Source organism: Paenibacillus sp. FSL L8-0641 (assembly GCF_038006265.1).
Taxonomy (GTDB): Bacteria; Bacillota; Bacilli; order Paenibacillales; family Paenibacillaceae; genus Paenibacillus; species Paenibacillus polymyxa_D.
The window spans coordinates 2,976,739-2,989,674 of the sequence record NZ_JBBOUW010000001.1; the positions used below are offsets into that span (position 1 = coordinate 2,976,739).

A 12,936-nucleotide genomic window follows, 5' to 3' on the forward strand; every position below is an offset into this window, starting at 1 on the left:
AACTACAGGCCATTGGCCTTATTTTTAAGATCATTTAATAGCTGCATTGCCTGTAAAGGAGTCATATTCATGACATCAGCATTCTTCACCTTGCGCAAAATTTGGCGCACAATTGGATTCGTCTCTACTGTCTCTGCGTGGGGCTTGGAGGTGGCAAGCTCCTGCTCTCCAAAAATGGACAGCTGTACCACTTCGGTTGCTCCTTGCTCCAACCTGCTGGAATCCTCCACAGTCTGTAGAGTATCTTCTTTTACCAGGGTCGCCTGCTGTGATAAAGACTGAGCTGATGATGCAGTTTCTCCGCTTTCTCGCAATGTCTGGCCTGAATTATATTTGGTCAAAGAAGAAATATCCTCTGTCCCTGAAACTGTACGAAGATCAGTCCCTTCCTTCCCTCCTACTACTATCTCGGTACCTGCCGTTACTTGAGCCGCTGCCTGTTCAAAACCATTCAGCAGTCCATTCGCTCGCTCAATAATGTTATTGGGCAAGCCTGCAAGCCGAGCACAATAAATACCATAGCTACTGCTAGCCGCTCCCGGTATGAGCTTGCGCAGGAAATTCACTTTGTCGCCGCTTTCCTGCACGGCCATAGAGTAATTTCGCAGCGAAGACAGGCCTTGCTCCAAATGCGCCAGCTCATGGAAATGCGTGGATACCAGTGCCTTACAGCCGATCGTGTCATGGACAAATTCGATGACTGCCTGTGCAATTGCCATTCCTTCACTGGTAGACGTACCTCGTCCCAGTTCATCAATAATGATCAAGCTTCGCGGAGTTGCCTTGTCCGTCATTACTTGGATATCTGCCATTTCGACCATAAACGTACTCTGCCCGCCGATAAGATCATCCGCTGCGCCGATCCGTGTGAAAATGCGATCCAGCATCGGCACCTTGGCACGTGCAGCAGGGACAAAACAGCCAATTTGAGCCATAATTGCAATAAGTGCGACCTGACGCATATACGTACTTTTCCCAGCCATGTTCGGCCCGGTGATAAGTAGAATATGCGCATCCGCTTCCTCCAATACCGTGCTGTTGGCGATAAAACCGCCATCTTTCATTACAGCCTCCACCACGGGATGGCGACCCTGCTCCACTACGAAATCATATCCTGTAGTCAGCTCAGGTTTCACGAATCCCCGTTCCGCGCTAACCGATGCCAGCGACTGATACACGTCAATTTCAGCCACTTGCTCTGCCAGCTTTTGCAAACGGGGAATTTCAGCGTTTAGTTTACTGCGAAGCTCGGAGAAAAGCGTATACTCCAGATCAACCATTTTATCCTCGGCTTCCAGAATTAGAGATTCCTTTTCCTTCAACTCCGGTGTAATATACCGTTCCGCATTCGCCAACGTCTGTTTGCGTTCATATCGACCTTCTGGTAATGAGGCCAAATTGGATTTGGTCACCTCGATATAATAACCAAATACTTTGTTATATCCAATTTTAAGTGACCGAATGCCGGTTGCTGCACGTTCCTTGGCCTCTAGCTCAGCGATCCAACGTTTACCGTTCACACTCGCCTCGCGCAGTTCGTCCAGACGCTGATGGTAGCCTTCCTTAATAAGACCTCCATCCCTTACGGAAATCGGCGGTTCATCCGCCACCGCTTCCTCAATCAATGTACACAGGTCTGTACAGCTATCCAGCGTTTGTGCAATCTGTCTCAGCGTCTTCGAAGGAGATTCAGCGCACAATTCGCGTAAAGAAGGAATTCGGACCAGCGACAGCTTGAGAGCGATCAGATCACGTGCATTAGCACTACCAAAGGCAATCCGCCCAACCAGACGCTCCAGATCGTAAATCTCTTTAAGCTGAGCACGTACATCCTCTCGGAAAATAAACTGGTGGTATAGCTTGTCCACCGCCTCCAAGCGTTCCTCAATAAGACTGCCGCTCAACAACGGCTTGTCGATCCAACGACGCAACAGACGCGCTCCCATGGAAGTCTCTGTGCGATCCAACAGCCACAGCAGCGAGCCTTTCTTGGAGCGTTCACGTACTGTCTCCACCAGTTCCAGATTCCTGCGGGTAAATGGATCCAGAATCATAAAATGGTTTGGCTCATATACGGAGATTTGGGTCAATTGGCCTAACGATCTTTTTTGCGTTTCATTCAAATAGGAAATCAAGCGTGATACGCACCGTCTGCGTTCCTCCGTAAGCCTTGCCCACGTGGCTTCGCCAAATTGATCCCGAACCAAATCATCCTTGGATTTGTCCCAGGCCGTATACACAACACGCCGTCCAACGGGGGACATACGGGAAGCCACAAAATCAAGCAGATGACCATCCCCCAACATTTCGGACGGCTCATAAATGTTTATTTCATCTAGTAGCCATTCTTTCGAATCAGGCACAGAGGTCACATACAATTCACCTGTTGACAAGTCGCACGCCGCAAGAGCCAGCATCCCGTCCGTCTCTGTGACACATACCATGTAGTTGTTGGATTTATCACCCAGCACCTTGCCTTCCATTACTGTACCCGGGGTCACAACGCGGACAATATCCCGCCGCACCATTCCCTTCGTAGCTGAGGCTTCCTCCATTTGCTCACAGATGGCCACTTTATAACCTTTCTCAATGAGGCGCTGTATGTAATTTTCCGCTGAATGATAAGGCACGCCGCACATCGGAATTTTTTCCGTGGCGCCACCCTCACGACCCGTAAGTGTAATTTCCAGCTCCTTGGATGCAAGAATTGCATCATCGAAAAACATCTCGTAAAAATCTCCCAGACGGAAAAACAAAAATGCATCTTTAGCCTGCTCTTTTATGGATAAATACTGCTCAATCATCGGTGTATATTTAGACATACCGTTTACTAACCCCCACACTTTGTTCCGTTTAAACTTATAATTATCTCTCATTATATCAAAAATGACAGTCGATAACATGAAACCATTCCTGGTGTCGACACTTGATTTTACGTAAGCTTCCAAAAGGGGCGCAAATCCCGTGATTCATCCCACTGCTTCCCCTTGCGGAGGCTGTCCAGCAATGGCGCTACATAAGCTTCATATTGCGAGTATATTTCCAGTGAAACCATATCCAAAATAAGAGGTTCCATATACTCCTTAAGCACAAATTGATTTCCTTCATAAAAGGCTCTGTGAGCCTCCTCTTCACCCAGCGGCCTACGTTGCAAACGCGGATATTGAGTAGCAATGAGAAACGCCATACCAATCACACCTTTCGCTAGCTGTGGCGAGATAAGAAAACTGGGCAGTGTACGATATTCAAAGCCTCCATACGACTGACGTCGAAAATCACCCAAATTGCCATAATGCGGTCTGCGCCGGGCCGCACGCTTGTCTTCCAGTAGCGCCAAAGGCAGTGCCAAATAGTTATCCAGTGCCCGGAGCAAGGCACCGTTTAGCGCAACCCCGCTGAAATGCAGATGTCCGCCCAGTGGAAAACCCGGTTGCGGCATCCCCCCCGCCTGCCAGATGAGTGTGCGGTCGGTAATGCGCCGGGCTGCGGTTGCAAAAGCTTGACGCAGGTGCTTCAGCAGACGGTCCGGATCTCCACTCGGAGCAGGACGAAGCTCAGCGACTGGATACAGCGTTCGTCCTCGACGCGTAACAGCATCGCAGCCGGCTATGCCGAGACGACCCAAATATCTTGAGGCCGGCACGACCCGTCCCTCTGGCATACGAATCAGCACAAATTCAGGGTCCATTCCGATGAGTAGTCGATCTTTCCCTCGTTGCGCTGAAAGATTCTCACCCTCAACATCCCCTTCGCGCGCAGCAATTTCATATAGCGCGGCCAAACGTCTATCGTTCAACCATGGCTGTGCCGAGACTTCACGCACCTGACAGCTGCGCTCCCCCAGCGGCGTCAGTATCACCTCACCACTGTCCAAACCCAGTGTATACAACGCACGTACAGCTAGCCGCTCCATCCGGACATAGAGCGGTGAATGTTGATCCAGTTCAGACAGATCGTATGCGCGGACTTTGGAAGGGCCTTCGATGGCACGCCTACGAATCTCCAATACTCGCAGTTGATGGATTTGCACCGCGTAGCCTATCGCAAAATCTGCTATACTGCTATCCATCCACTGCACCGCTATGCCTGAACGCTCCAGTCTACGCTTTTTTTCATCATTTGGCATCTGCCTGAAGCGTATGAGCGCCTGTCCTGGCTGCTGCATTATATCCCCCCTACGAACTACGTACGGATTTCAATCCAATTTCAACCCGCAACAACAAAAAAGGAGGGCCTTTGCCCCCTGCGCAGAATCAGCCGGCGCAAGAGTAAAGCGGCCCTCTTTTTGGTTGCTTCTGTCAGAGCTCGTCGTCAATGAGGTCGGGGTCGAGCTCCTCATAGTCCCCCTCTTCCGCTCCAAAATCAAAGTCTTTGTCAAAATCATCGCTGCTGCCATTCGGGAATACTTCTACAACAATCTTCGTTTCCGCCACCAGCTCCACCGCAAATTCCCGCTCGACCCGGATCATTACGCTGCCACCTCCAGAAGACACACTGGCCTCGACGCAACTCGGCTCCTGTGTAGCTTCGGCGGATACTTCCACTGTAGACGCCCGGTGCTTCGGATCAAGATACGAGAGCGGCACATTTTCTACGTACGACACCGTTTCCTTGGCAACATCGGTCTGCGAGTTTTTATCGTATGAGTACCAAATATTGATATCATACGTCCCGACGACCTCAATGCCGTCCCCCGCCGCCACAGCTTCATACTGGTGGTTAATAATCCATGCCCCTAAAATGCTCGTCGGATTATTCGGCGGAGTTACGGTATGGGTTACGGTAGAGAATCTGCGACCTTTACCACAGATCGCTTTGGTAATAATCTCTCTACGATTTTTATGACTTAATGCCATTCTTGAACCTCCTCCATACAATCAATCATTCCATACATATGTATGCAGGTTGTGGGCGAATGTTGAGTGAATAGGCGAAAAGGAAAAAATATTATTTGTATAAGCATATGCCGTGATGGCTTGAACTCATGCACGCCAATGTGTTACATGCTGCTCAACGATCTGTAAAAATTCGCTAAGAGCCGGGGATTTCCACTTTTTCGTGTGATAAGCGACCTGAGTAGCCACCTGCTGTTCACTGTCATCCCAGGCTAAACGCGCCATTTTACCTTCTCGCAGCTCATTTTGTACCGTTACTAGCGGGAGCAACGCAATACCCAGCCCAGCCATGACACACTGCTTGATGGCTTCAATACTCCAAAATTCCAGGCTAGGGTCTGAAAAAATACCGTGTTTATTCAGATACTGCTCAAAAAGGATACGGTACGTACATCCTGCCTCTGTATGCAAAATGGTTTCATCCTTCAAGTCGGCAGGCTCTACCTGGGTATAGGTAACCAGCGAATGCTCGAGTGGCGCAACCAAGGCCATCGGCTCGTGAATAAGCGTGGTGACATTCAGTTCTCTATCCTCTGTCTCGGGCTGAAGCAAAAAAGCCAAATCCAGCTCACCGGAACGGATCAAATCGCGTAATTCCCAGCATTCGCCGGGTTTGAGGACAATTTTAACCTTCGGATACCGCTCCCTGTACTCACGGATCAAACTCGGTAGACGAAAAGCGGCCAGAGACTCTGGTGCTCCTATTTTCAGCGTGCCTGCCAATTCCGTTTCTGAACGAAGCGCATCCTTAGCCATAGCATGCATCTTGGAAATTTCCTGCGCATAGGGCAGCAGACGTCGCCCGGCATCCGTCAGCATGATTTTCTTGCCAATGCGATCAAAAAGCGGCGTACCCAACTCAGTCTCCAGCGTTTGAATTTGAGCAGTGATACTCGACTGTGCATAATCCAGTATACGCGCTGCTCGCGTAAAACTGCCTGCCTCAACTACATTTAAAAAGGTAAACAAATGCCGCGATTCCATAATCCGCTCCTTCAATCGTTTTTTTCGATGCAAGCAATCGTTATATTCCGTTTTTCCGATAGATTGATTATCTGATAAGCTGGAGAAAATAACAATAGAAAGAAGGCTTTTCTGCATGACAAGTGAAAGTAAACTTCAATCCACCATTGGTCTTCCACAGGCCATTGCACTCTATATCGGAGCTGTACTGGGTTCGGGAATATTGATTGTGCCTGGTCTTGCCGCCCAAATGGCGGGACCGGCATCGCTGCTGGCATGGGGTTTTATGACCCTGCTCATCTTGCCAATGGCACTTTCTATGGGTCTTCTATCCGCCAAATTCCCGAATGCGGGTGGAGTATCGCATTTTGTCACGTTGGCCTTTTCACCACGTGCCGGTGCTTATATCGGGTGGTTTTTTCTCATGTCAGTTCCGATTGGGGCTCCTGTTGCCGCACTCACCGGAGCCGGCTATATGACCGCAGCCATGGGCTGGGGAGAGGAAAGCCGCATGATGTTAGCCGCTGCTATGCTGGCGGTGGGCCTGATCATCAATTGGATCGGCATGAAGGTCGCGGGACGTATTCAGATCGCAGTCGTCATAGCTATCGTTGCTGTCCTTATATTCGCCATTGCCGCAGCACTTCCTCAGATGAAAACAATCCACTTCACCCCGTTTGCTCCACATGGCTGGCTCTCCGTCGGTCAAGCGGCCGCGATTCTGTTTTGGTGCTTTATCGGTTGGGAGGCCGTGTCCCATATGTCAGAGGAATTCACTAATCCCCGGCGGGCGGCCGTTAGAGGTGTGACCATTGCAGCCGTCATTGTTGGTTTGCTTTATTTCTTAACAGCGCTGGCTACTGTGGGCACACAAAGTTACCTTGCAGGGGGTTCGGATGCTTCGCTCGTATGGGTGATTAGTCGGGCTATTGGGCCATGGGGCGCGATAATTGCAGGCTTGACGGGTATCTTTATTTGTACCGCTACTATTATTGCTTATGTGGGTGCCGCTTCACGTGTCGCTTATGCTTTATCCCGGCAAGGACAGGCCTTTCGCTGGATGGGCATGTTATCCCAACGATTCCACACCCCTATCGGAGGCATTGCTTTTCTTAGCGTCTGCTTCGTGATCATTATGGTGTTGTACGGTAGTGGTACTGTTTCACTCACTAACCTGATCCAGTTCCCGAACGCCACCTTTATTCTGACCTATCTCGGCGGTTGCGCAGCAGGAATTAAACTTCTACGTGGTAGTCGCTGGGGCGTTGCCATTAGTTGGATATCGTTTATCTCTACAGCGGTCGTTTTCCCCTTTGTCGGATGGGCTATGCTGTATCCTTGCCTGATCACCGCTGTCTTATGGATCACAGACCGAATTCGGCACAAACGGACTTTAAACCATCCGGCTTCTACCGACACTGAACAAGAAAAGGCTACTGTCCGTCATGGATAGTAGCCGCTCAAGGCCTTTACTCTAATTTCTTACTGGAGTAGGGGCCTTGTCCTTTTTCGCAATTTTCAAATACTGATGAAGCTCATGTGTAAGCTGTAATAATGCCGAACGAATCTCAAATTCCTCCCGGGTTGCGGGAAGCTCCATGGCTTTAAATTCTTCACGAACCTGCTCCAGCAGCTTCTCGGTCTGTCCCGTATAATGTCCAGCCAAAACGTCATTGCTAAGCTGGTCGAACAGCTCAGCCAGAAGCTTGGCCTGCGGCATATGCTGATACATTTGTGCGATCAACTGCATCATGTTTTGGATCGAATCCAGCTGTTCTTTTCGCATATAAAAATACACATTCCAGCCCTCTTGGGGACGAAGCATCTGATTTTCCAAGGAACGCCCCGCCTCAGTGACCCCTTTGGCTATCACGCTGTTCGCTTCAATAACTTCCTTGCCATCCCATATGTATGCTGGACTACGCAGCGTATTGGCCATATTTCTGAATATAACAGAAAATGTCCGATCTACCTCCTGCCGAATTTGTTGCATGGTATTATCAGAACCCGGCATATAGGCTAAATTGACAATCATTGCGGAACCCAGTCCAATCACTAGCAGACCTAGCTGGGTCAGCAGTACCTCCATATCAATCACGCCGCCGCTGAATACGCGAAAAACCACGACCGAACCGGTGACAATCCCTTCTTTAAAGCCCACCCGTACAATGACTGGAAACGCCGTTAAAATATATAATGCCAGTACCCAATCATGGAATCCGAATACTACAAACAAAACACAAGCAAAAAGAAGCCCCACGACGGATGCAAAAAATCTCGCCGAAATAGTACGGAGACTTCTCTTGCGTGTGACATCCACCCCCAATATCGCTAAAAGCCCTGCTGAGGTAGCACCATGAATGCCAAAACCCTCCGCAATAAGTACGGCCATTAATGCGGCAATAGCCGTTTTAATCGTACGAAAGCCCATGAAAAAATTCTGTCCTCTCTGGATGAAATCTGTTTTAGCATTTTCATAAATTTTAAGTATTTTCATTTTTCATGGTACTTTATTTTCACGTTTTACACAAATGTTCAGAACTTTTATTATTACCGATGAGGACGACCCGAAAGCAGGCGATGCTCCACATACACGACCGCCTGATACATCAGAGTAGCTACGACAGCAATGATCAACAAACTGGACATAACCAGCGTGAAATTGAATACCTGAAAACCATAGATAATCAAATAGCCTAAGCCGTTTTTAGCCACCAGAAATTCACCAACAATCACGCCAACCCATGCCATACCCACATTCACTTTTAGTGTAGAGACAATTGCAGGAAAGGATGCAGGCAAAATCACCTTTTGAAACGTATCACGGCGTGATCCGCCAAACGTGCGAACCACTTTGATTAGATTCGAATCGACTTCCTGAAAGCTGTTGTATACGACTAGTGTCGTAATGATGACCGTAATGGAGAGGGTTGTCATTAGAATAGCAGTAAATCCCGCCCCAAACATAACGATAAAAATTGGACCTAGCGCCACCTTAGGCATACTGTTGAACACGACCATATAGGGGTCAAGCACCCTCGACAAAAACGGTGACCACCAAATAAGTACAGCCAGCAACGTACCTAACAGTGTACCGAGTAAAAACCCCGCCATCGTCTCTCCCACGGTGACACCTACATGTCCCCATAATTCACCACTGACCGCATCCTTACCGATCTGGGTGAAAATTTTGCTCGGATAGCTGAACAACAGTACATCAATCCACTTCAATCGACCTGCAATTTCCCATAATACAAACAAAAGCAGTAAAATAGCTGTCTGTACCCCTGTCACTAACCATCGTTGCGAACGCCTGCTGCGCAAATACGCCTGATGTAGTCCTTGAATCCAACGTTGCTCAAGCTGATCCGCTTCGTCCTTCATACGTTAACTCACTCCTTTGCTCCCGAAGCCTCCAGTTCACCCCATATTTCATGAAAAAGCTCATTAAAACCCGGCTGCTCGCGTGCATAAAAAGGCTGAGCTTCTCGGATGCAACCCGGAATCTCGAAGGTACGTCGGACATGACCAGGATTTCGACCCATCACTATAATCCGGTCACTGACCGCAATGGCTTCGGCCAAATCATGTGTGACTAAAATAGCCGTCTTCCTCCGCTCGCGCAAGGTTTCCGCAATCAGATCTTCCAGCTGTAGCTTGGTTTGATAATCCAGCGCGGAGAACGGCTCATCCAGCAGCAGCAATCCCGGATTGGTCGCCAGCGTCCGTACCAGCGCCACGCGCTGGCGCATTCCCCCAGACAACTGGGATGGATGCAGATGCTCCTTCCCTCCCAGACCCATGCCTTCCAGTAACAGCCTTGTCTGCTCACGTGCAGCTTCATCTACTCTGTTGGCTAGTTCCAGACCCAACAATGCGTTCTCCATGATCGTCCGCCACGGGAACAGATAATCCTGCTGCAGCATGTAACCGACTTCTGGACTCGGCCCACTTACCGGCTGACCTTGCAACATGACTTGGCCTGCCGCTGGACGCAGTAACCCTGCGATCATGGACAGGATCGTCGTTTTGCCGCAGCCGCTTGGGCCGACCAAGCTGACAAACTCCCCTGTCTCTATGGAAAAATCAATATTCTCAACCGCCAGCGAAGCTTCACGATCCGTTACATAGACATGCGTCACTTGCTCCAGTCTCACCATCGGGCTTGTCGCGTCCGAAGTTAGATCACTCCGTTCCTCCATCATGACGTACCTCCAGCATCGACACCTGCATCCGTAGATTCAGTTGTGCTCTTTTTCACAGGCGGTTCAGTTTTCCCGATAGAGTTTGACGAAATCGCTTGTTGTGCAAAACTTGGGTTCACTAGCTTATCCAGTGCAACTGGATTTTTAAGCTCCCCTGCCGAGGTCATGACATCCTGTAAGTTCTTCCATTCCTTTTCCTCAATCATCGGGTTCAAAGCATAGGTGCTCTGTTCCTTATATCGCTTGATACTACTTGTCAAAATAGCTAAATCTGTATCTTTAAAATAGGGCGTGATTGCTTCGGCAATCTGTTCAGGTGAATGCGTAGCAATCCACTGTTGTGCACGATATACAGAATTTGTAAATTTCTGTGCAGCCTCGCTATTTGCCTTCAGGTAGCTTTGCTTAGCCATATATACCGTATACGGCAATTCGCCGCTCTCCACACCGATAGAGGCAACTACCCGCCCACGACCTGCCTTTTCAAAAATAGATGCCTGTGGCTCAAATAGCTGTACATAATCCCCTGTACCCGAGCCGAAAGCAGAGGCAACATTAGCAAAATCAATATTTTGAATCAGCTTCAGATCCTTATGAGGATCAATGCCGTGTTTGCGAAGCGTAAATTCAAGTGACATTTGCGGCATTCCGCCCTTGCGTTGCCCCAAAAAATTTTGTCCTTTCAGCTTTTTCCATGCAAAGTTATCCTGCGTTTGACGGGCAAACAAAAAGGTTCCATCCTTCTGTGTCAGTTGGGCAAAATTAATGATAGGGTCCTCTGCTCCTTGCTGATACACATAAATAGATGTTTCCGCGCCGATGAGCGCGATATCCGCCTGGTTGGACAACAACGCCGTCATCGCCTTGTCCCCCCCGGGAATCGTTGCCAATTGGACATCCAGTCCCTCCTGAGCAAACATTCCCTGGCTCAAGGCTACATACTGCGGCGCATAAAAGACCGTACGGGCTACCTCGCCTAATCTGATCTCAATTGTCTGCTCCCCCCCTTTGGGGGTGCACCCACTGAGCAACAGTAATCCGAGTAGTGCCGCAGCCACCACAGCTTTGAAACGAGCGCCGTTTTTCATCCTTATTCCCTCCCCACCTTTTTACATCCGTTGACTTCATATATTGTTATGCGGTTGTCGATATATTGGTTAATTGCACAAAAAAAAACCACGTTCGCCCGGGAACGTGGGGAAGATGGCATATGATTTACAGCTTGTATATGGAGGTATATTTCTCTTCCAGGTAGTCGGCGAGATAATCCGGGTTCAGATCTTCACCTGTAATGGCTACAATCAACTCGGAAGGCGTCCGGCTCTTGCCGTAACGGTAAATACGTTCGGTCAGCCATTGCTTGATCGGCTCAAGTTCTCCAGCAGCGATTAATTCATCTAGATTTGGTAACTCTTTGCGTAATGTCGCCAAAATTTGTGCTGCATACATATTGCCAAGCGAGTAGGAAGCAAAATAGCCAAAATCACCACCGGACCAGTGAACGTCTTGAAGTACGCCCAGTCCATCATTCGGTGGAAGTAACCCTAGGTATTCCTTATATTTCGCATTCCACACCTCAGGGAGACGCTTCACATCCAGCTTTTCATTAAACAACATTTTTTCAATTTCATAACGGATAATGATATGTAAATTATATGTTAGCTCATCCGCTTCAATACGAATCAGTGAATTTTCCACACGGTTGACTGCCCGATAGAATTGATCTGCCGTAACCTTTGCCAAGCGATCAGGAAAATGCTTTTGCAAATCATCGTAATACCGATCCCAGAAAGCACGACTGCGTCCGATTTTATTTTCCCACAAGCGGGACTGGGATTCATGAATCCCCATAGAGGTTCCTCCCGACAGTAGTGATCCTGCTAGCTCAGGAGCAATATTTTGTTCGTACAGCGCATGGCCTCCTTCATGCAACGAGCTGAAAATAGCACTAGTTACATCATCTTGCAGATAATGTGTTGTTATACGCACATCACCTGGATTTAATCCTGTTGCGAAAGGATGTACGCTCTCATCCAAGCGACCTGCGTCAAAGTCATACCCCATCTGACCTAATATGAACAGGCTGAACTTCTCCTGCTGCTTCACATCAAACACACCATCTAAAAAGCTCTTATCCGGCTGGTTCGGTGAAGCCTGAATTTTAGACAATAGTGGCACAAGGCGCTTTTTGAGACGATCAAACACAGCATCCAGTTTTTCAACCGTCATCCCCGGCTCATATTGATCCAAAAGCGTGTCATACTCTGTATCCTTAATCCCCCAGTAGCCGATAAATTCACGCTTCATGTCTACGATTTTAGACAAGTAGGGTTCAAATCCGACAAAATCGCTATGTTCCTTTGCGTCCTCCCACTTGCTCTCTGCCTGCGCTGCGAGAATGCTATAATCCCGGTATCGGTCTGCCGGAACCGAACGATTCAGGTCATAATTTTTACGGCATTCCTCCACCAATCTGCGATCATTGTCTTCCAGTTGCTCCAGCTTATCTACTGTGGCAAAAAATTGCAGCAATTGTCCCATTTCATCCGAGATCATCAGCTTGAACATTTCAGTGGACAGCATACCCAACGTCTCCGACCGAATGTCAACACCCTTGCGCGGAGCACCAGTTCGTAAATCCCAGTGCAGCAGACCTACTGCTTCGCCATAACTACTGATTTTGTGTGAAAGCTCCTTTAAAGCCGTCAATTGATCCAACGTCTGTTGCGCCATACTTGAGGTCACCTCTTTAACTTAAAATGGATAAAACTTTACAATACCTATACTTGATGATACTTATATTAAAAAGTATAATCAACACACAACATGTACGACCAGCTCCTAAGACCTAAAATAAACGTTGGGCTGTACAT

10 protein-coding genes are annotated in these 12,936 nt (G+C 48.5%); 1 reads left to right on the top strand and 9 read right to left on the bottom strand.

The window, feature by feature from the left end:
* Nucleotides 1-2: 2 nt before the first annotated feature.
* The 4 genes from mutS to MKY16_RS13240 all read right to left on the bottom strand — a co-directional run bounded on the left by mutS (nucleotide 3) and on the right by MKY16_RS13240 (nucleotide 5,879).
* Nucleotides 3-2,822 carry a DNA mismatch repair protein MutS gene (gene mutS, locus MKY16_RS13225; protein ID WP_029518121.1) on the bottom strand — a complete coding sequence of 940 codons (2,820 nt, stop codon included), beginning with the start codon at nucleotides 2,820-2,822 and terminating at the stop codon, nucleotides 3-5.
* A 110-nt stretch (nucleotides 2,823-2,932) separates the two neighbouring features.
* Nucleotides 2,933-4,165, bottom strand: coding sequence for a putative amidoligase domain-containing protein (locus MKY16_RS13230; RefSeq protein WP_340932399.1), 1,233 nt, complete (start codon nucleotides 4,163-4,165; stop codon nucleotides 2,933-2,935).
* Between the two features lie 133 nt (nucleotides 4,166-4,298).
* Nucleotides 4,299-4,856, bottom strand: a complete 558-nt coding sequence (locus tag MKY16_RS13235; protein ID WP_013310588.1) for an outer spore coat protein CotE — start codon at nucleotides 4,854-4,856, stop codon at nucleotides 4,299-4,301.
* A gap of 126 nt (nucleotides 4,857-4,982) precedes the next feature.
* Nucleotides 4,983-5,879, bottom strand: a complete 897-nt coding sequence (locus MKY16_RS13240) for a LysR family transcriptional regulator (RefSeq protein ID WP_029518123.1) — start codon at nucleotides 5,877-5,879, stop codon at nucleotides 4,983-4,985.
* Nucleotides 5,880-5,994: 115 nt separating this feature from the next.
* On the opposite strand from MKY16_RS13240, the gene MKY16_RS13245 reads away from it, so the two are divergent.
* Complete coding sequence (locus tag MKY16_RS13245; RefSeq protein ID WP_029518124.1) at nucleotides 5,995-7,311, top strand: amino acid permease; 1,317 nt, start codon at nucleotides 5,995-5,997, stop codon at nucleotides 7,309-7,311.
* A gap of 21 nt (nucleotides 7,312-7,332) precedes the next feature.
* On the opposite strand, the gene MKY16_RS13250 is transcribed toward MKY16_RS13245, so the two are convergent.
* From MKY16_RS13250 to MKY16_RS13270, 5 genes are all read right to left on the bottom strand, one after another.
* Nucleotides 7,333-8,289: an aromatic acid exporter family protein gene (locus MKY16_RS13250; RefSeq protein ID WP_029518125.1), complete on the bottom strand. Its 957-nt coding sequence runs from the start codon at nucleotides 8,287-8,289 to the stop codon at nucleotides 7,333-7,335.
* 119 nt (nucleotides 8,290-8,408) lie between these two features.
* A complete protein-coding gene (locus MKY16_RS13255; RefSeq protein WP_013310592.1) occupies nucleotides 8,409-9,242 on the bottom strand; it encodes an ABC transporter permease in 834 nt (277 codons plus the stop codon).
* An 8-nt stretch (nucleotides 9,243-9,250) separates the two neighbouring features.
* On the bottom strand, nucleotides 9,251-10,063 hold the full coding sequence (locus MKY16_RS13260) for an ABC transporter ATP-binding protein (protein ID WP_165146800.1): 813 nt from the start codon (nucleotides 10,061-10,063) through the stop codon (nucleotides 9,251-9,253).
* On the bottom strand, nucleotides 10,060-11,151 hold the full coding sequence (locus MKY16_RS13265) for an ABC transporter substrate-binding protein (RefSeq protein WP_165146803.1): 1,092 nt from the start codon (nucleotides 11,149-11,151) through the stop codon (nucleotides 10,060-10,062). The genes MKY16_RS13260 and MKY16_RS13265 overlap by 4 nt, the downstream gene beginning before the upstream one ends.
* A gap of 127 nt (nucleotides 11,152-11,278) precedes the next feature.
* Complete coding sequence (locus tag MKY16_RS13270) at nucleotides 11,279-12,796, bottom strand: carboxypeptidase M32 (RefSeq protein ID WP_340955687.1); 1,518 nt, start codon at nucleotides 12,794-12,796, stop codon at nucleotides 11,279-11,281.
* Between the last annotated feature and the right edge of the window lie 140 nt (nucleotides 12,797-12,936).